At 57.9% G+C, this 22,951-nt stretch carries 18 protein-coding genes; 9 read left to right on the plus strand and 9 right to left on the minus strand.

The window, feature by feature from the left end:
• Positions 1-63: 63 nt before the first annotated feature.
• Complete coding sequence (tkt, locus tag ADA16_RS01595; RefSeq protein ID WP_048758564.1) at positions 64-2,163, minus strand: transketolase; 2,100 nt, start codon at positions 2,161-2,163, stop codon at positions 64-66.
• A gap of 291 nt (positions 2,164-2,454) precedes the next feature.
• Between tkt and ADA16_RS01600 the strand changes: the two genes are divergently transcribed.
• Positions 2,455-3,369 (plus strand): heme o synthase, encoded by a 915-nt coding sequence (locus ADA16_RS01600; RefSeq protein WP_193387475.1) that lies wholly within the window; start codon positions 2,455-2,457, stop codon positions 3,367-3,369.
• Between the two features lie 399 nt (positions 3,370-3,768).
• Here ADA16_RS01600 and ADA16_RS01605 read toward each other — a convergent pair whose 3' ends face one another.
• The 4 genes from ADA16_RS01605 to mptB all read right to left on the minus strand — a co-directional run bounded on the left by ADA16_RS01605 (position 3,769) and on the right by mptB (position 8,436).
• Positions 3,769-4,782, minus strand: a complete 1,014-nt coding sequence (locus ADA16_RS01605) for a COX15/CtaA family protein (protein ID WP_048758566.1) — start codon at positions 4,780-4,782, stop codon at positions 3,769-3,771.
• Positions 4,783-4,899: 117 nt separating this feature from the next.
• Entirely contained in the window at positions 4,900-5,703 is an 804-nt protein-coding gene (locus ADA16_RS01610) for an ABC transporter permease (protein ID WP_048758567.1), read from the minus strand.
• Positions 5,703-6,671, minus strand: coding sequence for an ABC transporter ATP-binding protein (locus tag ADA16_RS01615; protein WP_048758568.1), 969 nt, complete (start codon positions 6,669-6,671; stop codon positions 5,703-5,705). Before ADA16_RS01615 ends, ADA16_RS01610 begins: the two co-directional genes overlap by 1 nt.
• 25 nt (positions 6,672-6,696) lie before the next feature.
• Positions 6,697-8,436, minus strand: coding sequence for a polyprenol phosphomannose-dependent alpha 1,6 mannosyltransferase MptB (gene mptB, locus ADA16_RS01620; protein WP_048758569.1), 1,740 nt, complete (start codon positions 8,434-8,436; stop codon positions 6,697-6,699).
• Between the two features lie 185 nt (positions 8,437-8,621).
• On the opposite strand from mptB, the gene ADA16_RS01625 reads away from it, so the two are divergent.
• From ADA16_RS01625 to ADA16_RS01655, 7 genes are all read left to right on the plus strand, one after another.
• Positions 8,622-9,320 (plus strand): helix-turn-helix transcriptional regulator, encoded by a 699-nt coding sequence (locus tag ADA16_RS01625; protein WP_048758570.1) that lies wholly within the window; start codon positions 8,622-8,624, stop codon positions 9,318-9,320.
• Positions 9,317-10,783, plus strand: a complete 1,467-nt coding sequence (gene sufB, locus ADA16_RS01630; protein ID WP_016422750.1) for a Fe-S cluster assembly protein SufB — start codon at positions 9,317-9,319, stop codon at positions 10,781-10,783. Before ADA16_RS01625 ends, sufB begins: the two co-directional genes overlap by 4 nt.
• Before the next feature lie 5 nt (positions 10,784-10,788).
• Positions 10,789-11,979 carry a Fe-S cluster assembly protein SufD gene (gene sufD, locus ADA16_RS01635; RefSeq protein WP_048758571.1) on the plus strand — a complete coding sequence of 397 codons (1,191 nt, stop codon included), beginning with the start codon at positions 10,789-10,791 and terminating at the stop codon, positions 11,977-11,979.
• A 92-nt stretch (positions 11,980-12,071) separates the two neighbouring features.
• Entirely contained in the window at positions 12,072-12,833 is a 762-nt protein-coding gene (sufC, locus tag ADA16_RS01640; protein ID WP_048758572.1) for a Fe-S cluster assembly ATPase SufC, read from the plus strand.
• Positions 12,826-14,079 carry a cysteine desulfurase gene (locus ADA16_RS01645; protein ID WP_048758573.1) on the plus strand — a complete coding sequence of 418 codons (1,254 nt, stop codon included), beginning with the start codon at positions 12,826-12,828 and terminating at the stop codon, positions 14,077-14,079. Before sufC ends, ADA16_RS01645 begins: the two co-directional genes overlap by 8 nt.
• Before the next feature lie 20 nt (positions 14,080-14,099).
• Complete coding sequence (sufU, locus tag ADA16_RS01650) at positions 14,100-14,615, plus strand: Fe-S cluster assembly sulfur transfer protein SufU (protein WP_048758574.1); 516 nt, start codon at positions 14,100-14,102, stop codon at positions 14,613-14,615.
• The gene (locus ADA16_RS01655) at positions 14,608-15,072 is read left to right on the plus strand and encodes a metal-sulfur cluster assembly factor (RefSeq protein ID WP_048758575.1); all 465 of its coding nucleotides are present in this window, start codon (positions 14,608-14,610) and stop codon (positions 15,070-15,072) included. The genes sufU and ADA16_RS01655 overlap by 8 nt, the downstream gene beginning before the upstream one ends.
• Positions 15,073-15,490: 418 nt before the next feature.
• Here the strand turns inward: ADA16_RS01655 and ADA16_RS01660 are convergent, their stop codons facing one another.
• Together ADA16_RS01660 and ADA16_RS01665 are read right to left on the minus strand one after the other, a co-directional pair.
• Positions 15,491-16,954: an amino acid permease gene (locus ADA16_RS01660; RefSeq protein WP_048758576.1), complete on the minus strand. Its 1,464-nt coding sequence runs from the start codon at positions 16,952-16,954 to the stop codon at positions 15,491-15,493.
• Between the two features lie 98 nt (positions 16,955-17,052).
• Positions 17,053-18,261 carry a lycopene cyclase family protein gene (locus tag ADA16_RS01665; protein ID WP_048758577.1) on the minus strand — a complete coding sequence of 403 codons (1,209 nt, stop codon included), beginning with the start codon at positions 18,259-18,261 and terminating at the stop codon, positions 17,053-17,055.
• Between the two features lie 20 nt (positions 18,262-18,281).
• Between ADA16_RS01665 and ADA16_RS01670 the strand changes: the two genes are divergently transcribed.
• A complete protein-coding gene (locus ADA16_RS01670) occupies positions 18,282-19,913 on the plus strand; it encodes an ABC-F family ATP-binding cassette domain-containing protein (protein WP_048758578.1) in 1,632 nt (543 codons plus the stop codon).
• Here the strand turns inward: ADA16_RS01670 and ADA16_RS01675 are convergent.
• Both ADA16_RS01675 and ADA16_RS01680 read right to left on the minus strand, forming a co-directional pair.
• Positions 19,910-20,668, minus strand: a complete 759-nt coding sequence (locus ADA16_RS01675; RefSeq protein ID WP_239659298.1) for a response regulator transcription factor — start codon at positions 20,666-20,668, stop codon at positions 19,910-19,912. The genes ADA16_RS01670 and ADA16_RS01675 overlap by 4 nt on opposite strands.
• Positions 20,661-22,937, minus strand: coding sequence for a sensor histidine kinase (locus tag ADA16_RS01680; RefSeq protein ID WP_048758579.1), 2,277 nt, complete (start codon positions 22,935-22,937; stop codon positions 20,661-20,663). Before ADA16_RS01680 ends, ADA16_RS01675 begins: the two co-directional genes overlap by 8 nt.
• Positions 22,938-22,951: the final 14 nt, after the last annotated feature.

A 22,951-nucleotide genomic window follows, 5' to 3' on the forward strand; every position in this document is an offset into this window, starting at 1 on the left:
GCGCCGGTACGGTTTCTACAAATCCCGTCCCGACATCAGCCGATAGCGCCAGGTTGAACAAACTTACTTAGCAGCCTCGATGGACTCCTTGGCGGCATCGACAACAGCCTCTGCGGTGATGCCGAACTTCTCAAACAGCTCCTTGTACGGAGCCGATGCACCGAAGTGCTCCAGGGAGACAGCACGACCAGCGTCGCCCAGGTGGCGGTACCACGGCATAGCAATACCAGCCTCAACCGAGACGCGAGCGCGGACGGCCTTTGGCAGGACCTGCTCGCGGTAGGCCTCGTCCTGCTGCTCGAACCAGTCGAGACACGGAACGGAGACAACGCGGGCGCTGACGCCTTCCTCAGCTAGCTTCTCAGCGGCCTCGACAGCTAGGTGAACCTCCGAGCCGGTACCCATGAGAATGACGTCCGGGGTCTCCTTGGCACCGTCGACAAGCACGTATGCACCACGACGGACACCCTCGGCGGCCTTTTCCTTCGTGCCTTCCAGAACCGGAACGTTCTGGCGGGTCAGAGCCAGAGCCTTCGGGCCTGCCTCACCTTCGAGAACAGCGGCCCAAGCCTGAGCGGTCTCATTAGCATCAGCCGGACGGACGGTGGACACACCCGGGATAGCGCGCAGTGAAGCCAGCTGTTCAATAGGCTGGTGCGTCGGGCCGTCCTCGCCCAGACCAATGGAGTCGTGGGTCCAGACATAAATGGGGGAGATGCCCATCAGCGATGCCAGGCGGACAGCCGGACGCATGTAGTCCGAGAAGATGAGGAAGGTGCCGCCGTACGGACGGGTGCCACCGTGGAGCAGAATGCCGTTGAGAATTGAGCCCATGGCGTGCTCACGAATACCGAAGTGCAGGTTACGGCCATACGGATCGGTGGTCCAGGTTCCGGTGGTGATGGACTTCGGGCCGAAGGACGGCTCACCCTTCAGGACAGTGTTGTTGGAGCCAGCCAGGTCGGCCGAGCCACCCCACAGCTCCGGCAGGGCCTTACCCAATGCCTGCAGCGCAGCCTCGGAAGCCTTGCGGGTTGCAACGCCCTTCTCATCCGGCTCCCACGTCGGCAGCTCAGCGTCGAAGCCCTCCGGCAGCTCACCAGCGGTCAGACGATCCAGCAGAGCCTTGCGCTCCGGGTTGGCCGCAGCCCACTCGTCGAACTTGACCTGCCACTGCGCATGAGCCTCAGCACCGCGCTCAACCAGCTTGCGGGTGTGCTCAATCACCTCGTCAGCGACGTCAAAGCTCTTATCGGTATCGAAGCCGAGAGCTTCCTTAATGCCGACAATCTCCTCACCACCAAGAGCAGCACCGTGCGAAGCACCGGTGTTCATCTTGGTCGGAGCCGGGTAAGCAATCACAGTGCGAACGCGAATGAAGGTCGGACGCTCCGTGTCCTTCTTGGCTTCTTCAACGGCAGCCTCGAGTGCTGCGACGTCCTCGCCGCCGTCGACCTCAATGACCTGCCAGCCGTAAGCACGGTAGCGGTCCGCCACATTCTCGGTGAAAGCAATAGTGGTGTCGTCCTCGATGGAGATGCCGTTGTCATCCCAGAAGACAATCAGGTTGCCCAGCTGCTGCGTACCGGCCAGCGAGCAAGCCTCAGCAGTGACACCCTCCTGTACGTCACCATCAGAAGCAATGACGTAGACGTAGTGATCGAACGGGGACTCACCCGGAGCAGCTTCCGGGTCGAACAGCCCACGTTCCCGTCGTGAAGCCATGGCAAAACCGACAGCCGAAGCCAGACCCTGCCCCAGCGGACCAGTGGTGATTTCCACGCCGTCAGTGTGGCCGTACTCCGGGTGACCCGGAGTGAGCGCGTCCCACGTACGCAGCGCCTTCAGGTCACCGAGCTCCAGGCCGAAACCGCCGAGGTAGAGCTGGACATACTGCGTCAGAGAGGTGTGACCACAGGAGAGAATGAAACGGTCACGGCCGATCCAATTCGTATCCTTCGGGTCATGGCGCATAACGCGCTGGTAGAGAGAGTAAGCCAGCGGTGCGAGGCTCATAGCAGTGCCCGGGTGGCCCGAACCTGCTTTTTCCACGGCGTCGGCTGCCAGCACACGAGCCGTATCTACGGCCTTCGTGTCCAAGTCAGACCAGTCCGAGGGGTAGTTGCGAACAACCCGTGCTTCATGCTCAGTCGACAGTGTCACGTAAATGACTCCTAGTATCCAAATGGATTAGTAAAGATCTCTTCCATACTAACTAGGAATACGTGCGCCCGGTTTAAACCGGGCCGAATAGGCGAGAGGTTAACTCATAGAGGACGCGCCGCACGTGCTTTACGACGGTCATTGTTGGAACCGTTATGATTATCGGTAAACTGATTGCCTACCCCTCATTTTTATTTTGCGGAAAAACTCGTCGGGAACTTTTTGACCGTTACATCCGACTATTAGTATTCGGGGGGATTGTTTATGGCGCGTGAAAGGGACATTGCTTTGTTGGAAACAGTCAAGGCGTATATTGCACTGACTAAGCCAAGAATTATTGAGCTCCTGCTCGTCGCGGCCATTCCCGCAATGCTTCAGGCTGATCGCGGTCATGTACACGTTGGACTGATTCTTCTCACCCTGTTCGGTGGTTGGATGGGTGCAGCGGCAGCGCACACCTTCAACATGGTCATGGATTACGACATTGACCAGAAGATGCGCCGCACTCGTCGACGCCCGCTCGCGCGCAACCAGGTTAGCCGTCGCGCGGCAGCGATTTTCGGCACCATCTTGATGATTGCGTCGTTCCTCTGGCTGTGGCTGCTATGTAACTCGCTGCTGGCCGCCGTTTTCATTCTGATTACGATTGCGTTCTACATCTTCGTCTACACGTTGTGGCTGAAGCGCCGAACTGATCAGAACGTAATCTGGGGTGGCGCTGCGGGTTGTATGCCGGTGATGGTTGGCTGGGCCGTCATCACTGACAACAACCCGGAGATTACGGGGCTCGCTCACTGGTGGCAGGCATTCATCCTGTTTCTGCTCATCTTCTTCTGGACTCCGCCGCACACCTGGGCGCTGGGGCTTCGCTACAAGGAGGATTACAAGGCCGCTGGCGTGCCGATGATGCCAGTGGTCAAGCCGGCAATCGTCGTTTCCAAGCGCATTATTTACTACACCGCTGCAACCGTGATTACCACTCTGCTATTGGTTCCGTACGCTGGTTGGATTTATCTGATTGGCGCGGTTGGCGCCGGTGCCTGGTTCCTGTGGGGCGCCATTGACCTGCACCGTCACGTTAAGACCGGTGGCAAGATTAAACCGATGAAGCTGTTCTTCATGTCGAACAACTACTTGTCCATCGTGTGCGTAGCGCTTTCCCTGGATGCTGTACTCGGACTACAGACAGTTTCGAGCATGTTTTAGGGGTAGCTACTAAGCTCCTATAAACGTTTAAAGAGGCCGTTCCCAATGACGAGGAGGGCCTCTTTTGGTGTGTGCAAACGGGCTGCAAATGTGAAACTGTGCGAGTTTGTGACACTTTCAGGCCATTTTTCGGGACATTTTTGTCATAAACGCAGTCAGTAACTCGGATCGATAGGTGGGCAGACCGCCCCTTGCACCGCCCGCGCAGCCCGCACCGCCCGCGCAGCCCCACTAGCCACTGGGAAAATGCACGTCCGAGCGCACGAAGCCGAGCAGACAGCAAAACCGCCTAAACACGCGGAAATCAAAGTGCGTGTTTAGGCGGTCAGAGCTAGGAGTCGACGGCGCTGAGAGCGGTCGCCTATACAGCCGTTAATACAGCCGCTACCCAGCAAACAGCTACGCGGTAACCTCCGCATTCTTTTCCGACGCGACAATTGCGGCAGCCGCATCGCCTTCCAGAGACCCGGTCACTACTGCGCTGCCTCCGACAGTGCGGTAACCGCGCTGGAAGAGTACTGCAGTCAAAGCGGTGCAGATGCCAGAACCGGCAACGTGCACCGGAACCAATGCCTCCGGCACACCGGACCAGTACTGAATCATTCCGACGACTCCCTGGGCCAAAATGAACACAACTAGTGCAATGGCAACCTTGCGTACGGGGGCAAATGCCTCAGAAGCCAGCAAGCCGAAAATCAGGCCGATAACCAAGCCCAGGTAGAGGTACATGAAGCCAGCGTGGATATGCGCCAGGTCAACAATCGGCAGCTGCAGGCGATCCTCCGGCAGCACCGAAGCATCTCCGGCGTGCGGCCCCGCACCGGTGACCATGGTGCCGGTAATCAACGTCATCGTCAGAGCCAAACCGGAAGCCGCAGCGAGGTGGCGCAAGTAACGCGGGTACATGCGGGTAGCAGTACCGTCGTCAGGTTCAGAGATTTTAACGAAAAGCATGCCAGCCAGCCAGACCAGAATCATCGATGGCAGGAAGTGCAGGGCCACGGCGTACCACTTCAGGTCAACCCACACGGAAATGCCACCGATAACAGCCTGGACGATAACGCCGAGACCGTTGAGGAACGCCAACAGCTTGATTTCCTTACGGCGCCCAACACGCATCACCGAAAGGAAAAGCAGAAGCGTGAGCGCAACCAGTACAAAGGTGAGCAGGCGATTGCCGAACTCAATAATTTGATGGAGCATTTCTGCTTCCCCGGCAACAGGAACGAAACTGCCCGGGTGACATTCCGGCCACGATGCACAACCGAGACCTGAACCAGTAACACGGACGATAGAACCGGTTACCGCGATTGCCGCCTGTGCAATCAATACCGACAGCGCGTAGAGCTTTTGGCGCCCGATTGGTGTTAGGGGCAAAAACGATAGGGGCAAACTTCGATCTGCAGTAGTCACATTAAGAAATTCTACCCATACTGTGGACGAATGGTAATACGCGAAACGCCAACGTCGGGCTGCGAATTCCTCGTCAGATTCTCCGTCTATTTTTCCGTCAAACGGTCAATCAGATTCCTAATCATTCGGCATATCAAAACGGAACCAACGAGTCGCCAGTGCAGCACCGACGACACCCCAAACAACCAGCACACCAACGGCTGACCAATGGACAGACATAGCCAATGCCGCGGAGAGCACGTCGGCAAGCGCGACGGACGGCAAGAGGTGCAATAACACGGAACTGATGCCATCGAGTGACGGCGCAACAGCCACGTATGTGGTCGCGCCGATGAGGATGAACCAGATTAGGTTGGCGAGGCCGAGGATTAGTTCAGCGCCCAGCGTGCCACCCATGAGCAAGCCCAGCGAGGTAAAGACGAATGTTCCCAGAAGCATGCCGAGGTAGGCCAACAGCCAGCCGCCGATTGACAGCTCTGCCCCCAGAGCGAGCCCCACGAGGCTGAACAGTATGTACTGCAACGTCACCGTGGTACAGACCGACACAATCTTGCCGGCGATAATGCCCCACGGTGGCACGCCTGAGGCACCGATGCGCTTCAGAGCTCCATAACGACGATCAAAGCCCACGGCAATTGCCTGCCCCGTAAACCCTGCAGACATGACGGAAATCGCCAATACCATGGGGAAGATGCGCTCGAGAGGATCATCGAGATCCAGCACAGGCACCATCACCAAACCAATGAGCATCGCCAACGGAATGATGATGGTGAGCAACATCTGCTCACCATGGCGCCAGAAGAGCTTCGTTTCCAACCGCGCCTGCGACATGACCAACTTCGCCATGTCCGAACGCTGCGGTGCCGGGGCGAAAGTGCCCTTTGCAAAGCGGGAGGCGTCAGACCTCGGTGCGGTAGTCATTAGCTCCTCATCTCCGTTCCAGTAATCTGCAAGAAGACATCTTCAAGCGATTGTGTCGCCTTACTCAGCGAAGTAATTAGCACTTCTTGCTGTTCGCAGCCCTGCGCCAGCACGGTCAAGGCACGCGGGGAAGCTTCACCAATCAGCGAAAACTCGCCGCCGCCAGAACGCTGCAGGCGCTGCTGAAGGCCGGCCTCGCTAAAGCTGCGGTTGATTTCATCGAAGTCAAGGTCGCCTCGAACGCTGACCTTCATGGCAGTGCTGGACGACGTCCCCTGGAGCGCCGACGCACCAGCGCTAGTAATCTCCTCGGTGGTGCCGGCCACAACTAAATGACCTCGGTCGATAATCGCAACGTCGTCGGCAAGCGATTCCGCCTCATCCATGAGGTGAGTTGTCAGAACCACGGTGACCCCATCACGCCGCAGAGACGAGATGAGATCCCAGACGGCCAAACGCGACTGGGCGTCCAGACCTGCCGTGGGCTCGTCCAAGAAGACCAGCTCCGGACGCCCGACCAGGGCGCAGGCAAGCGACAGTCGCTGCTGCTGACCGCCTGAGAGCCGGCGGTAGTTGGTCTTGCGGTGACGTTTTAGGCCCACAACTTCAAGGAGCCAGTCGGTATCCAGCGGGTTGGCGGAGTAGCTGGCAACGAGGTTCAGCATTTCGCCGACGCGGACACCGGGGTAGGCACCGCCGCCCTGGAGCATGATGCCAATGCGGCTGCGCAGTGCCGTGGTCTGAGTGACCGGATCGAGGTCGAGAATGCGAATTCGCCCCTGATCTGGCTTGATGAAACCCTCACACATTTCAACGGTCGTAGTCTTACCAGCACCGTTGGGGCCGAGGAGCGCAAGCACCCTACCTCGATCCAGGGAAAGCGAAAGGTCTGATACAGCCTCAACGTCACCGAATTTCTTCGTTACGTTCTCAAGGTGCAGAGCAGGAGAATTGGCAGCGTTATTCACGGTTAGTCAGTCTAATCTCACAGTTTTAATGAAGGCGAAATACCTTTGATCGCATCGAGTAAGCCAGTATGACGAACATGACTGCGACGAAGAATACCAACGCCAGTAGGTAAATCTGAGCGACGGTGCCCGGGGGCAGCCCCAGGCCGCGTGGCAGTACGACGAAACTGAAAATCGCTGAGTACAGAACCACGGCAATGCGAAATTGTACCCGGTTAGCCCATGCGGACAGCGGCACGATGGCCCACAGCAGGTACCAGGGGTGTACGACGGGGAAGAGAATCACTAGCGCGAACATCGCCAAGCCGTAGCCGCCCAGCGGATGAATGCGGCCACGGAACGTCGCCAGCAGCATGCGCAGGAGCCATGCGGCCACCAGCACTACCCCCATGCCACGGGTGAACAGCAAGGCGCTGTCGCTGATATCGCCAAGCCCCAAAAGCCTGCCGAAAAACCCAGCGATGATGCCGAGCAGAGTAGTCAGCGACATCCAACTGCGCACCGTTGCTGCGCCGCCCTGCGCGGTAATCCAGCCGAAGCCCAAACCCGTTCCCACGGAAACAACGACTGCCGTGACGACGGTTATTGCGCCCGTCACTACCGCTGAGAGAACCACGGCTTTCCAGGTGCTGCCAAACTTTCGGGCCAGCCACATGCCGGCAAAGCCGAGCGCCACAAAACCGGTGACTTTGACCATTCCAGCCAAGCTAATCAGCACAATGCCGCTTATGTACAGCGCCCAGGCCCTACCTCGAGTTTGATTTTCGCCTCCGATGGGGCCGGTCTCTGGCAGTTCATCCGGCACCATCGGCTGCGCCGGTCCGTGGATAGCGCGCATACACAACTCGAGGCCAACAAGCAGGAGTGCAAGCAGCAGCGCCTCGTTGTGGATGCCACCGACCAAGTGCAGCAATACCAGCGGATTGAGCGTGCCCAACCAGAGCGTGAACTGGGAACTAACCCCGCAACGGCGCCCCAGCTGAACCAGCGCCCAGGACACGACGAAAAGCGAAACGATAGCGACAAGGCGGTGTAAAAAAACAGAAGCAATCACGCCGTCACTGGTTATCTTCGCGATGACCCAGGCCACAGTGAGGGCAGTCGGGCCATACGGACTCGGTGAGTGCGACCAAATCAATGGCACTGACCGGGCCAGCGGATCGTTGGCCCCCAATAGATCAACGGGCCCAGCGAGGTAGGGGTCCATACCTCGCTCCACGATTGCCGCCTGCGCCAAGTAGGAATAAATGTCCTGTGTAAACAGGGGAGCGGTAAACACGAGCGGCAAGACCCACGCCGCGTAGGTGCGCACGAGCATCGGGGTGGTCACTGCGGTGACGCGAGTGCGCGCGCCTGCCAGAACAAAGGCGCCGACACCCAACCAGGCGGTAACCAGCATGCCAATGCCGACGAAGGTAACGATTGTCGTCGCCACCAACATTCGACCGAGGGCTAAGCCGAGCGGCGTGCTCCAAAACTCATTTCCAACCACCGGCGTTGCACCCGCGCCGATACCGGCGACCATAATAAAGATTGACCCGAGTGTGCCCAACCAGCGCAACCAGGTGAAGCGCCGGAGTTCTCGGTAATTAATGCGGTGTTGGAGCGGCTGCTCTGACCCTTGGTGGAGAGTTGCCGACCTGGAACCCGCCAGACCGATTTTCGGAATGGCGTCACGCACCCCGAGAGCGTCGTCAAAGGTGGACGAGCGGCGCGGGGTAGGTCGGTTAGTTTTCACAAGGTCACATAGTAGACGATTCGACACGCCGCAAGGGCGTTCTAATCAGCGTCGTTGCATTGATATTTAAATGCGTTGGACATTGCGACCCAATTACGACACAATTGTGTTGTCTAATACACCAGCGGTGCAAGTGGGATATTTGCCTCGCTGAGCCACCTAGACACCTTTTATAATCCAGCAGTCCAATCGCAGGAGGTGACTCACCAGTCATGACTGATCGGAAACCGACCGTCAATGACGGTGACACGCGCAAGCGCATTCTCCAACTGCTTCTGGAACACAACCCGGCATCTGCGACTTTTATCGCTGACACGCTGGGACTATCCGCTGCAGGCGTCCGCCGTCATATCGACATTCTGGTGGACGAAGGTCTTGCCGAAACCGCTCCGGCGCCCAGCACTGGGCCCCGTGGCCGAGGCAGGCCAGCAAAGTCCTATCGCCTGACAGATCGGGGTCGCGCTCGATTCGGGCACGCTTACGACGACCTTGCTAGTGCCGCTCTGACTGCACTGCGCAAGGCCGGCGGTGAGCAGGCAGTTGCCCAGTTTGCCCGTCAGCGCATTGATGACATTCTGCTCGGCGTCACCCCTGTGGGACACGACGCAGAGAAGGAAGAGGTCGTAGAGGCTGTCGTCGAGGCTTTTCGACGGGCCGGCTATGCGGCAACCATCAACCAGAACACTGGCGGCGTGCAAATTTGCCAGCACCATTGCCCAATTAGCCACGTGGCCTCCGAGTTCCCGGAGCTCTGCGCGGCGGAGCATGAAGCCGTTAGTAAATTATTAGGTCAGCACACCCAACCGTTGGCGACGATTGCCGATGGAAACGGTATCTGCACGACAAATATCCCACTCACTCCCGTAACAAAGACACTTACTGAATCGCCACAAGAAAGGAGCGGACAATGACCCTCGCCCATGAGAACTCCACCGACGTGGCTGAATCCACGAAGGCTGCCACTCCGCAGACTGACGAAGAGATTATTGAGTCCATTGGTGCCTACCAGTTCGGTTGGCACGACCCGGATACTGCTGGCGCTTCCGCGAAGCGCGGCCTGTCTGAGGCAGTCGTCCGCGACATTTCGGCTAAGAAAAACGAGCCGGAGTGGATGCTTGAGCGTCGCCTGAAAGCTTTGGAAATCTTCGACCGCAAGCCACTGCCCACCTGGGGCGCGGATTTGTCGGGCATCGACTTCGACAACATTAAGTACTTCGTTCGCTCCACCGAGAAGCAGGCCCAGACCTGGGAAGACCTGCCGGAGGATATTAAGAACACCTACGACAAGCTCGGCATTCCGGAGGCTGAGAAGCAGCGCCTGGTCGCAGGTGTCGCCGCTCAGTACGAGTCCGAGGTTGTCTACCACCAGATTCGCGAGGATCTGGAGGCCCAGGGCGTTATCTTCCTGGACACCGATACCGCTCTCAAGGAGCACCCTGAGCTGTTCAAGGAGTACTTCGGCACCGTCATTCCGTCTGGTGACAACAAGTTCTCCGCTCTTAACACCGCAGTTTGGTCCGGTGGCTCCTTTATTTACGTGCCGAAGGGCGTCCACGTGGACATCCCGCTGCAGGCATACTTCCGTATTAACACGGAAAACATGGGCCAGTTCGAGCGCACGCTCATCATTGTCGATGAGGATGCCTACGTGCACTACGTCGAGGGCTGTACCGCTCCGATTTACAAGTCCGACTCGCTGCACTCCGCTGTTGTGGAGATCATCGTGAAGAAGGGCGGTCGCTGCCGCTACACCACGATTCAGAACTGGTCGAATAACGTCTACAACCTGGTCACCAAGCGCACCAAGTGCGAAGAGGGCGCAACCATGGAGTGGATTGACGGCAACATCGGTTCCAAGGTCACCATGAAGTACCCGGCAGTGTGGATGACCGGTCCGCACGCCAAGGGTGAGGTGCTGTCCGTGGCTATGGCGGGCGAGGGCCAGTTCCAGGACACCGGCGCCAAGATGGTGCACATGGCTCCGCACACCAGCTCCAACATCGTATCCAAGTCCGTGGCTCGAAACGGTGGCCGCGCGGCTTACCGCGGTCTGGTACAGGTCAACAAGGGCGCCAAGCACTCCCACTCCAACGTTGAGTGTGACGCACTCCTGGTGGACACGATTTCGCGTTCGGACACGTACCCGTACGTGGATGTCCGCGAGGACGATGTCACCCTCGGCCACGAGGCAACGGTTTCCAAGGTCTCTGATGACCAGCTGTTCTACCTGATGAGCCGCGGTATCGAAGAGGAAGATGCAATGGCCATGGTCGTGCGCGGCTTTGTCGAGCCCATTGCCAAGGAGCTCCCGATGGAATACGCCCTCGAGCTCAATCGCCTCATTGAACTGCAGATGGAAGGTTCGGTCGGTTAATACCTATGACTACGACGATTAACAACGAAAACCAGGCTGCTCATAGCCGTCGCGTGCTGGCGAACAAGGGCGACGTTTTCTCATCCTTCAATGTGGAGGACTTCGCCGTGCCACACGGCAAGGACGAAGAGTGGAAGTTCGCACCGCTGCGGAAGCTGCGCGGTCTCCACAACGGCACCGCCGCAGATCCGGTTGCAGCCTCGATTTCGGTCGAGACTGCCGGTCAGGATAGCGTCGCTGTGGACGTCGTCAAGCGTGACGACGAACGCCTTGGTCGCGCCGGTGCCCCAACGGACCGCGTGGCAGCACAGGCGTACTCCAACTTCGACGATGCACACATCGTGACCTTCGCGAAAAACTCGGTTTCCAAGGATCCGGTCGTCATCGATATCGATGGTCCGGGCGAGGACAACGTGTCCTACGGCCACATCGTCATTGATGTGCAGTCCCACGCTGAGGCCGTCTGCGTGATTAACTACCGCGGCAGCGGCACGTTCGCGGACAACGTCGAGTTCGTGATTGACGACGGCGCCAAGCTGAGCGTCGTGACCATGGTGAACTGGAGCGAAGATGCAGTTCATGGCTCTGCGCACCACATTCGCGTCGGTCGCGATGCCACGCTGCGCCACACCGTCGCAACGTTCGGCGGCGAGGTTGTTCGTATCGTTCCACGCGTTGCCTTCACGGCACCGGGCGGCGACGTCGACCTGTTGGGCGTGTACTTCGCCGATGGTGGCCAGTACTTCGAAAACCGCATGCTGGTCGACCACGCTGTGCCGAACTGCCGCTCCAACGTCATGTACAAGGGCGCACTGCAGGGCGAGCCGAATGTCGCTCATCGTGAGGCCCGCACCGCGTGGGTGGGAGACGTGCTCATTCGTGCAGAGGCTACGGGCACTGACACCTACGAGCTCAACCGCAACCTGCTGCTCACCGAGGGCGCGCGTGCCGACGCAGTTCCAAACCTGGAAATTGAAACCGGTGAGATTGCCGGTGCCGGGCATGCTGCCACCGTTGGTCGCTTCGACGAGGAGCAGCTGTTCTACCTGCTCTCGCGCGGCATTCCGGAGATGGCAGCTCGCCGTCTGGTAGTACGTGGCTTCTTCAGCGAGGTCATCAACCTGATTCCGGTCGAGTCCGTTCGCGAGAAGCTCGAGCAGCTCGTTGACGAAGAGCTCAACACCGCTGGCTTCTAACCGCTTATCTTCTTTCTCACCCTTTCCGTCCTGTCTTCCCGATAGCACCGGGGGACAGGCCACTAACACCGATTAAAGGAAAAGATTTCACTATGAGCACTTTGGAAATCCGTAACCTCCACGCGCAGGTGCTGCCGACCGACGAGTCCGCCGAGCCCAAGGAAATTTTGAAGGGCGTCAACCTGACGATTAACTCCGGCGAAACCCACGCCGTGATGGGCCCGAACGGCTCCGGTAAGTCCACCCTGAGCTACACCATCGCCGGCCACCCGCGCTACGAAGTCACCGAGGGCGAGATTCTCCTCGACGGCGAGAACGTGCTGGAGATGAGCGTCGACGAGCGCGCTCGCGCTGGCCTCTTCCTGGCTATGCAGTACCCGGTCGAGGTCACCGGCGTATCCATGTCCAACTTCCTGCGCTCTGCAGCAACCGCTGTCCGTGGCGAAGCTCCGAAGCTGCGCCACTGGGTCAAGGAGGTCCGTGAGGCAATGGCTGACCTGGAGATTGATTCATCGTTCTCCGAGCGCTCCGTCAACGAGGGCTTCTCCGGTGGCGAGAAGAAGCGTCACGAGATTCTGCAGCTCGACCTGCTGAAGCCAAAGTTCGCCATCCTGGATGAGACCGACTCCGGCCTCGATGTCGACGCCCTGCGCGTCGTTTCCGAGGGCATTAACCGCTACCAGGATGAAAACGACGGCGGCATCCTGATCATTACTCACTACCAGCGCATCCTGAACTACGTGAAGCCGGACTTCGTCCACGTCTTCCACGACGGTCGCTTCATCACCTCCGGTGGCCCGGAGCTCGCAGACGAGCTGGAAGAGCACGGCTACGAGAAGTTCATCAATGCCTAATCCCGAACTGCTCAGCCCATCACTCCGCGAGGACTTTCCGATTCTGTCGCGCACTGTCCGCGACGGAAAGAAGCTGGTCTACCTGGACTCCGGAGCGACCTCACAGCGCCCGAAACAGGTCATCGATGCTGAGGTGGAGTTTCTGACTCATCACAATGCACCGGTGCACCGCGGCGCTTACGAGATTGCTGAGGAGGCCACGGATGCCTATGAGGACGCCCGTGAGGCGATTGCGTCCTTCATCGGTGCCGACTACGACGAGCTAGTCTTCACCAAGAACGCCACCGAGGCGCTCAACACGGTGGCATTCGTACTTGGCGACGACCGCGCGGGTGAGTACCAGGTTGGCGAAGGTGACGAGATCGTCGTCACTGAGCTGGAGCATCACGCGAACTTGGTGCCGTGGCAGGAGCTGGCTCGCCGCACTGGCGCGACATTGCGCTGGTACGGCGTGACTGAGGACGGTCGCATCGACATGGACTCGCTGGAGCTCAGCGAGAAAACCAAGGTTGTGGCCTTTACCCACCAGTCAAACGTCACCGGTGCAGTCACCGATGTGAAGGAAATGGTGCGCCGTGCTCGCGAGGTCGGCGCGCTGGTAGTCCTCGATGCCTGCCAGTCGGTGCCGCATATGCCTGTCGACGTCAAGGATCTCGATGTGGACTTCCTGGCGTTCTCCGGCCACAAGATGCTCGGACCAAACGGGGTCGGTGCACTCTACGGTCGCCGCGAGCTCCTGGAGGCTTTGCCGCCGTTCCTCACTGGTGGCTCGATGATTGAGGTCGTCACCATGGAGAAGACCACCTTCGCGGAGCCTCCGCAGCGCTTCGAGGCCGGCACCATGATGACCTCGCAGGTCGTCGGTCTCGGGGCCGCTGTGAAGTACCTGGATGCCATCGGTATGGATAAGGTGGCTGCTCATGAGCATCACCTGACCTCACTCGCGCTGGAGAAGCTGCAGGAAATTAACGGCGTAACCATCGTCGGTCCGACAACCCCCGAGCAGCGAGGCTCCGCTGTGTCCTTCAAGGTCGAGGGCATTCACCCTCACGACCTTGGACAGGTTCTCGATGACCAGGGCGTGTGCATCCGCGTCGGTCACCACTGCGCGTGGCCGATTCACCAGATCCTCAACGCCCAGTCGACCGCCCGGGCATCCTTCTACATCTACAACACGGAAGAAGACGTACAGGCGCTTGCCGACGCAGTGCGCTACGCCCAGAACTTCTTCGGTGTCACCCTGTAACTTTAAGAAAGGAGAAGGACATGAAGCTCGAGCAGATGTACCAGGAAGTCATCCTGGATCACTACAAGCATCCGCAGCATGCGGGTTTGCGGGAGCCTTTCAATACGGAAGTGCATCATGTCAATCCGTCGTGTGGCGATGAGCTCACGCTTCGAGTCACCCTGAACGACGACCTCACCGTCGTCGACGACGTCTCCTATGACGCCGTGGGCTGTTCTATCTCACAGGCCTCTACCTCAGTTATGGCTGAGGAAATTGTCGGCAAGACTGTCGACGAGGCCATGGCCAAGCTCGCCGAGTTCGAGAGAATGGTCACGTCCCGTGGAAAGATTGAGGGAGACGAGGACCTTATCGGCGATGGTATTGCCTTCGCTGGTGTGTCTAAGTACCCCGCCCGCGTAAAGTGCGCGCTTCTCGGTTGGAAGGCTTTTCAAGCCGCAACTGCTGAGGCTCTGACCAACGCTGCTGAAGGCAATGGTGTTGGTACCGCGACCGTAACCGTTCCCGCTGACGAGGAAGGCCATGACCATGACTGAACCAAACGCTTTTGACACCACCTCGCCCGCACAGCCTGACGCTGTTGAGGACGACGCCATGACCACTGGTGCTCCAATCGATGAAGGGGACGCGTACGAGTCCATCACCGTCCCTCCGGCACCGGAGCAGACCGAAGCTGACAACAAACTGGCCATTCAGGTTGAAGAGGCCATGTACGAGGTCGTTGACCCGGAGCTCGGCGTCAACGTCGTTGACCTCGGCCTGGTTTACGACATCTGGATCGAAGAGGGCGACGTTGCCGCTATCTTCATGACTTTGACGTCTCCGGCCTGCCCGCTGACCGATATGCTCACCGATCAGACTGCCTCTGAGGTCATGAAGATCGAGGGTATCCGCGACTTCCGCCTCAACTGGGTCTGGTCCCCGGCATGGGGTCCGCACATGATTACCGAGGACGGCCGCGAACAGATGCGCGCTCTGGGGTTCTCTGTCTAGACGATTTGCTTGGGCAATCTGTCTAGGTGATTTGTCTTGGCGGTCTCTATAGCCGCCCCACGTTAAAAGTGCTTGGCGACGGGCTTCTTGCTGGTTTGGCCAAGCACTTTTTCGTTTCTCTTGGGTTAGTGACTGCGTTTATGGCTGGCTGCGGTGAGTCAATCAGAGTTACTGACCCCGCTTATAGCAAAAATGGCCCGAAAAATGGCATGAAAGTGCCATAAACTCGCACAGTTTCACACGTGCAGCCCGTATTCACATTTGCAGCCCGAAGTTTTTGGGGTTGTCCAATCTGGAATTAAAAGCGACCCCGCTTGGCACTGATAAGTGCCAAGCGGGGTCGCTATTGTCTTCGACTGCTAATCCAAGTCGTGAGAGTTAGATACGAGATGCATTAGCTATTCACAGCCATTCGCAGCTATTCGCGGCTCATGTCTGCCGCGGCCGGGTCAATCAGCTTGGACCCCGTGACCTTCTTATGGATAAACCACAGCAGCACGAAGACTGGAATACCCAGGTACGGAGTGAGGATAGCGAAGATATTTTCACCAGTGCGAATTGGATCAAGAGCCTGTCCGGCCACCACGAAGAAGCACATGATCAGTGCCAACACGGCACCAGCGGGGAAGAAGCTCGCTTGGTAGGGAAGAGAGTCAAGTGGGATGTTCTGGGCCTTCAGACACTTTCGGAAACGGTAGTGACTGAAAGAGATACCAAACCAGGTGATAAAGCCCGCGAGCGCAGATAGCGTCAGCAAGAAGGTGTAGGCCACACCATCGCCCACCAGGGAGGTAATGAAACCTGCCATGCCAATGACAGTGGTGGCGATCAAAGCACGCAGCGGAACGCCGTGACCAGCGATCTTACCGAAGTAGCGCGGTGCGTGCCCCTGGCGAGCCAGAGAGAACAGCATACGAGTGGACACATACATACCGGAGTTACCTGCGGACAGCACCGAGGTCAGAATTACGGCGTTCATCAGTCCTGCGGCAATGGCAATACCAGCGCGTTCGAATACGAGAGTAAACGGCGAGATAGAGATATTGTCTTCGGCGGCGTTCAGCAGATGCGGATCCGTGTAAGCAATGAGGAAACCGATGACAGCGATGGCACCGATGTAGAACAGCAGAATGCGCCAGAAGATTGTGCGAATCGCACGCGGGATGGTGCGTTCAGGATCCTCAGCCTCACCTGCCGCAACACCAACCATCTCGGTGCCCTGGAAGGAGTAGCCGGCCACAACGAAAACAGTCAGCAGTCCCATTCCGCCATTGACGAACGGTGCGTCGCCCGTGGTCCAGTTTTCGAAGCCAGGGGAGGCCCCACCCAAGATGCCGAAGATCATGCCGATGCCAAGAATCAGGAAGACAACGACGGTGATGACCTTGATAGTCGCAAACCAGAACTCACCTTCGCCGAATGCACGTGCAGACAGGGCATTCAGACCGAACAGAATCGCTAGGAAGAGCGCGGACCAGATAATTGAGGGCACGTCCGGGAACCAGTAGCGCATCACCAGCGCAGCAGCGACGAGCTCGGCGGCCACAGTAATCGCCCAGTTAAACCAGTAGTTCCAGCCCATGGCAAAGCCGAAGGACTCTGAGACATATCGGCGACCGTACTCCTGGAAGGAACCGGGCACCGGCAGGTAGGCAGCCATTTCGCCGAGTGACTGCATAACCAGCCACACCATGATGCCGATAAGAGCGTAAGCGATCAGCGCACCGCCCGGTCCGGCCTGCGAAATGGTTGCTCCAGAGGCTACGAACAGGCCCGTACCAATAGCACCACCGATAGCAATCATATTCAGGTGGCGGGCTCTCAGCCTGCGCTGAAGCTTGTGGTTGTGTGAGGAAGTCTCCTCAGATTGCGTCGAAGTCATTCACTTATCATAAGCGTTTGCACTCCTGTGAGTACAAAATCCACACCGCTTTAATTGTTGGTATCACCCCACAAATCGGCTGGCACATATACACCCTGTCAACGATTTCGCCATTTTCCAGGTCCCCGTATAAAACCGGCGATGAGTTTTCCACACGTTCTCGGACTCATTTTCAGCAAAGGCCCGGCGACTTTCGCCATGGCACAAAGCGTCATCAGTGGGGACGTCCCTATCAAATAGGCGAACACGTCTTTCTCCGGCAACGAAAAGAATGCCCGAAAAAACTCGCTCGTCTGTCGGGCATCGAATCCCAGCAACGCCGCTAATCCACGCTCGCGCAGCCATCGTTGTACGCGCATGCTTAACGACGTCCCCCGCGACCGGCTTCCCCTCTTTTCCATATCGGCCAAGAAGCGATCGGCATCTTCGATAACCGAACCCACCGAGTAACCGGTGGCAGGATGCATCCAACCACCAGCAAAGCCGAAGAGGGTACCCATGGATGGCCGATTGCGCGTCAGGTCACGGCGGTGAGAGGGCAAGTTTGCAAGTAGGGGAAAAGACACTACTTCTTCGTCCGTGGCCAAATCTTCCGAGAGCCCTAGGGACTTCAATCGTGCACTTTGGCGGTTACGCAGCAGCGCTAGAAGTGCGGAGTCATCCACCTCACCGCCGCTCCCGACTGTCGCACCGGTTTCGCTGAGATACCCGCCAACCAAAGGAGTCGGGGTAGCGAGAATGGTCTCTTCAATAAGGAAGGTGCGGTCATCCAAGAAGATGCGATAGGAAAAACTAGCGGGCTCTGAATCCGACGACTCCGGGTCGGCTGGAGTGAAGTCCATAAGAACTGCTCGGCGGTGGTCGCTGGGGACGTCGTCAAGCGAAAAGATGTGCCCAATGGCGAGCTGACGTACCTGACCGCCTCGCCCGACTGCGGCGTGAGTGCGCCCGGTGGTGACAATCGTAATGTCCGCACTCGTGCTTTCGAGGTCGGTGAGCGCGCGGCGTTCGATGCGGAAACCGCCCAGTTTTTGCAGGCAGTCCTTATTAATAACGCCGTAGGCACGGGTGAGCTGACGTTCCCTGCCGTCCGCAAGGATGACGCTGGGGCGAAAAGTGGCGGCGAGGAAGTCGCTGGGCAGCCAGTCGGGGAGTTGGTCGCACCACAGGCCGATTGTCGAGGGCAGCGTGCCACCGGCGGGATCGTAGGCGGTGACGTCCCAGCCGTGAGCGGAGGCGCGGTGGGCGACGATTCGGCCGGCGGGCCCGAGGCCGACGACGGAGGCGGTCACGGGAATTGAAGTCATAACTGGTAGGCTACTCGTTCGTGATTGTGACCCATGACCTTGAAGTCCGCGTCGGCGCCCGTACCCTGCTTACTGCGCCGGGTGAGCAGCTGCGCGTCCAGCCGGGAGACCGGATTGGACTCGTTGGGCGAAATGGTGCTGGCAAGACAACGACTATGCGCATTCTCTCCGGCGAGACTGAGCCCTATGGTGGTTCTGTGGTTCGCTCCGGATCAATCGGTTACCTGCCGCAGGATTCGCGCGAGGGCAATATCGACATCCCTGCCCGCGACCGTGTGCTGTCTGCGCGAGGCCTTGACCAGATTCGCCGCAGGATGGATCGCCAGCAGGAGATTATGGAGACCGCGACCACCGAGACGAAGCGCGATGCGGCGATTCGGAAGTTTTCGCGTCTCGAGGAGCGCTACCACGACCTCGGCGGCTACGAGGCGAACGCCGAGGCAGCACGTATTTGTGACGCGCTGGGGTTGCCGGAGCGCGTTCTCGACCAGCCGCTGAAGACGCTCTCGGGCGGTCAGCGCCGACGTGTCGAGCTCGCACAGATTCTCTTCGCCGCTACCGAAGGCTCGGGCAAATCTGCCACGACACTGCTTCTCGACGAACCGACGAACCACCTTGATGCGGACTCGATTACCTGGCTGCGTGAATTCCTCAGCAAGCATGAGGGCGGGCTAATTATGATTTCGCACGACGTTGAGCTGCTAGAGGCCGTGTGTAACAAGGTTTGGTTCCTCGATGCCGTGCGCGCCGAAGCGGACGTGTACAACATGGGCTGGAAGAACTATCTTTCAGCCCGTGCGACCGATGAGGCTCGCCGTCGTCGGGAGTTCGCCAACGCGGAGAAGAAGGCCAGCGCACTGCGCAAACAGGCTGAGAAACTTGGCGCGAAAGCTACGAAGGCGCGTGCGGCCAAGCAGATGGTGGCCCGCGCTGAGCGCATGATGGACAGTCTCGACGAGGTCCGCGTCGAGGACAAGGTCGCCCACATTTCCTTCCCAGAGCCCGCACCGTGTGGCAAGACTCCGCTCAACGCCACGGGGCTGACCAAGATGTATGGTTCGCTGGAGGTCTTCGCTGGTGTTGATCTCGCGATTGACAAGGGCTCCCGCGTAGTCGTCCTTGGATTCAACGGTGCTGGTAAGACAACGCTGCTAAAGCTGCTTGCCGGAGTGGAGCGCACCGATGGCGAAGGCGGCATCGTCTCCGGACACGGCCTACGCATCGGCTACTTCGCCCAGGAGCACGACACCATTGACCCGGACAAGACTGTCTGGGAAAACACTGTCTATGCCTGCCCAGACGTCAACGAACCGCAACTGCGGAGCCTGCTCGGTGCCTTTATGTTCTCCGGCGACAAGCTGCAGCAGCCCGCGGGAACGCTCTCCGGTGGTGAGAAGACACGCCTGGCGCTGGCGACACTGGTTAGCTCCCGCGCAAACGTCCTGCTTCTCGACGAGCCCACTAACAACCTCGACCCGCAGTCCCGCGAACAGGTTCTCGACGCGCTGCGCACCTACACGGGTGCCGTCGTGTTGGTCACCCACGATCCCGGTGCGGTCAAGGCACTAGAGCCCGAGCGCGTCATCGTGCTTCCCGACGGCACGGAAGACCTCTGGAGTGATGACTACATGGAAATCGTCGAGCTGGCTTAGGCCGGATCCATCGGTCCCGGCAGGTAACCGTCCTGCTGGGCGAGCCTGTACATCTCCGACTTGTTGAGGCTGTTTTCGGCCCTGCCAGCAGCCGCATACTTGGCTCGAATGCGGCCCAGGTAATCCAGCACGGTATTTGGTGTCAGACCTGTCATCGAGGCGACTCGCTTCGTCGACTCACCGGAAGCGTAAAGCTCCAGCACTTCGCGCTGGCGTTCTGACAGATCGACAGAGTCGAGCAGGGGATCGGAGTCAACCACCGATGCCCACTCTGTAGTCAGCGCGCCCTTACCGAGGGCTGCCAGCCGTACTGCAGACACGATTGTTTCCGGAGTTTCCGACTTCTGCACAACCCCCATCACCCCGGTCCGCACTGCTTTTCGGACGAGGTACGGGCTTTCAGCCGACGAGAGGATGAGCACGTGATCGGTGACCAATTCCAGCGAGAGCACGTTCTGAGCGGGATCTGAATTATCCGCCAGCCGTAAATCCAGCACGACCACATCCAGGCGGTCATCGGTGCCCACATCAGCCAGTAGTTCCGGCACCGTTTGATAACAGCCAACGAGCTCGAAGTCCGGCTCGGCCGAAAGCAGTGTTTCAAGCCCCTGCAAAGTCAAGGCGTGATCATCAATCGCAGCAACGCGGAGCAGACGATCCGACTGCGCGCTGTAATCCCCGATGTTGTCGGAGTCAATCGCAGCCGACACATCGATGGAAGCATTGCTCATACCCGCAATATTCTCCCTACTCACGTGACATCACTATCCTCTCACCGGTTTCATCAAACCTTTGCACTCCATTGTCATCAGAAATGGATGCAAATGCACGTCTGCCCGGCGGTAATAGGCGGATTGTTACCGAACCTTCCTCCGCGTTATCGATTGCTTTGAGAAAGTTCGGCATCAACTTAGCCACCGCAGAATCATCGTCGACAAGCGGAATACGGCGTACATCGGTGCCGTCGGAAACGACCTGCGTGTGATTTCGGTCGTCGAGGAGGCGAACGTGAACACCTCTGGCCCGTGCGTCCCACACCGCTTGATGAAGTGCTCCGTCATTCAGGTGCGGCGAGCGTAAAACGTCTCGGAGAAGCTGTTCGGTAAGGCGTGCACGCAATTGCAGCCGCGGAGTCGGTTTGTCCAGGACTGCAGCGGCACTGAATACGGGGCCGACCCGGCTCTGCAGCCATTCGTAGTTACTTTGGCTGCTGAGTTCGTATTCTTTGGCGGCGCCGGCAGCATACAGCGCACGATTATAGTCTTGAATAGACTGCGGCACAGTGCGCATGAAAAACCGAACCATGATGGACGTCAAAATTCCGGCGACCAGCATCACAGAACGGGCAATCAGGTCAAGACCGGAAATACTGATGTGGTTCGAATCCGTGGGGGCGAAGGGGAAGAATTTGAGTAGCTCCACTAAGATTGCGCCGCCGAGCACTGAATTCAGCGCGATCCAGGGGCGGCCTCGAATGGCAAGCAACGCCGCGGCAAAAGAAATGAAGCTAAAGTGCCAAAAGTACGACCATTCCAAATAGTTCGGAATTGGCTGATAGAGACCAACCACCGCTAACACGACAATAGTGACACCAATAATAATTCCGCGGATCAGCGGTAATTGAGAATGGCGACCATACATAAGTATGCCGAGAAGACCAATTGCCAACACCAAACTGATTTGCCCCGCCGTGGTAAATAATTGTTCATTACTCACTAGAACCATGAACAAGGTACCAACGATCGTGCCGTAGAACTGCCAGGAAAAAACGATTGACATCCCCATGAGGTCATACGAGGATGTTGTATGGGCGGAGGGATCGACAACATCTTCCTCTTCCACAGGAGAGGTATTACCGTGCCATTTCAGGATGACCTGAGTACCCTTCCCAGGCTTTGAATTAATGTAGGCGTCTCCACCGCGAAGGGCCTCCATTCGCCCCTTAACGCTTAACCGAATACCTGCACGATGTGGGTCAATTTCTTCAGGGTCAAACCCTGTGCCATCGTCCCGAAAATCAATGGAGACCTCACCTGAGACGACACGGATGTGGCACTTCTTTTCCGCAGTGGTACCAGCATGATGTTTGGCGTTGTTTGCCACCTCAGTTGCCGCTAACAAGAACGTATTAGCAACTTCACCCGGCAGACGAACAGGGCCACCCTCTTCGTTGGTATCTAGTGTTACCGAGATGTCAGGACTTACCGACATCAATTGAGCCCGTACAGACTCCGCAAAAGTTCTCCCACTTACTGTTTGCCGAGGCGAGAAAAACAAACCCGTCTGCTCGTCTAGCGAGAAGTCAATCTTAGAACCCTTACCGATAGCTGACAGCGCTGCTAACACATAGTCGTGGACGTAGGCGTTGAAATTACTCATCGCCTCACCGCGGACACGCATCCGCTCAGCTCTCTCGTTGACCTTTCGAGAGTTCTCGTAGGTGTAGTCAATTAGCCTTGCGACCGGTTGTGCGGAGCCCGCAATAATTACAAATGGAAAAGTATTGATGAGATTGAACCCGACATCAGACAACATGTCGAGCCAAAATGTGTGCCCGAGCAACCAAGAATTGATTACAGCGATAAGTCCAGGAACAAATACCATGACGGACAAACTGATATGTAGAGGTACCGTCAGTGCAAACGCAGCGAGTGCCAACCCAGAAAATGGGCTATACCAGAGCGCATTTCCAACTGGATTATGTGGAATGTCCCAGTATGTTGATACCACCATGAGGAAAACCAGCATGATGTACATCGGTACACGTAGCGCGGTGATGAGGCCCCGCCGAGTATTATTCACCACTGCCCAAATCAGCAACATATCGCTGAGAATTAAAACGAGCAGTGACGCAAAAGGGAACCAGTGGCTCCGAAAGTTTTCCAGTGGGACAGAACGAATAACCGATTCAATCTGCCACAGGAAACCAGTGACGGCAATAATCACTGCACCGGATCGAAGCACAGACATTTCAATTGATGGAGACTGCCCGGCAAGTGCCGAATCGGGATTCCACCGAGCCATGCGACAACCACATT

Source organism: Corynebacterium vitaeruminis (assembly GCF_001054325.1).
Classification (GTDB): Bacteria; Actinomycetota; Actinomycetes; order Mycobacteriales; family Mycobacteriaceae; genus Corynebacterium; species Corynebacterium vitaeruminis_A.

What these genes read in the sequence shown, in the direction of transcription:
- ADA16_RS01610 (WP_048758567.1), bottom strand. Translation starts at nt 5,703, where the DNA reads ATGACTACCGCACCGAGGTCTGACGCCTCCCGCTTTGCAAAGGGCACT.
- ADA16_RS01625 (WP_048758570.1), top strand. Translation starts at nt 8,622, where the DNA reads ATGACTGATCGGAAACCGACCGTCAATGACGGTGACACGCGCAAGCGC.
- sufB (WP_016422750.1), top strand. Translation starts at nt 9,317, where the DNA reads ATGACCCTCGCCCATGAGAACTCCACCGACGTGGCTGAATCCACGAAG.
- sufD (WP_048758571.1), top strand. Translation starts at nt 10,789, where the DNA reads ATGACTACGACGATTAACAACGAAAACCAGGCTGCTCATAGCCGTCGC.
- sufC (WP_048758572.1), top strand. Translation starts at nt 12,072, where the DNA reads ATGAGCACTTTGGAAATCCGTAACCTCCACGCGCAGGTGCTGCCGACC.
- ADA16_RS01645 (WP_048758573.1), top strand. Translation starts at nt 12,826, where the DNA reads ATGCCTAATCCCGAACTGCTCAGCCCATCACTCCGCGAGGACTTTCCG.
- sufU (WP_048758574.1), top strand. Translation starts at nt 14,100, where the DNA reads ATGAAGCTCGAGCAGATGTACCAGGAAGTCATCCTGGATCACTACAAG.
- ADA16_RS01655 (WP_048758575.1), top strand. Translation starts at nt 14,608, where the DNA reads ATGACTGAACCAAACGCTTTTGACACCACCTCGCCCGCACAGCCTGAC.
- ADA16_RS01660 (WP_048758576.1), bottom strand. Translation starts at nt 16,954, where the DNA reads ATGACTTCGACGCAATCTGAGGAGACTTCCTCACACAACCACAAGCTT.
- ADA16_RS01665 (WP_048758577.1), bottom strand. Translation starts at nt 18,261, where the DNA reads ATGACTTCAATTCCCGTGACCGCCTCCGTCGTCGGCCTCGGGCCCGCC.
- ADA16_RS01680 (WP_048758579.1), bottom strand. Translation starts at nt 22,937, where the DNA reads ATGGCTCGGTGGAATCCCGATTCGGCACTTGCCGGGCAGTCTCCATCA.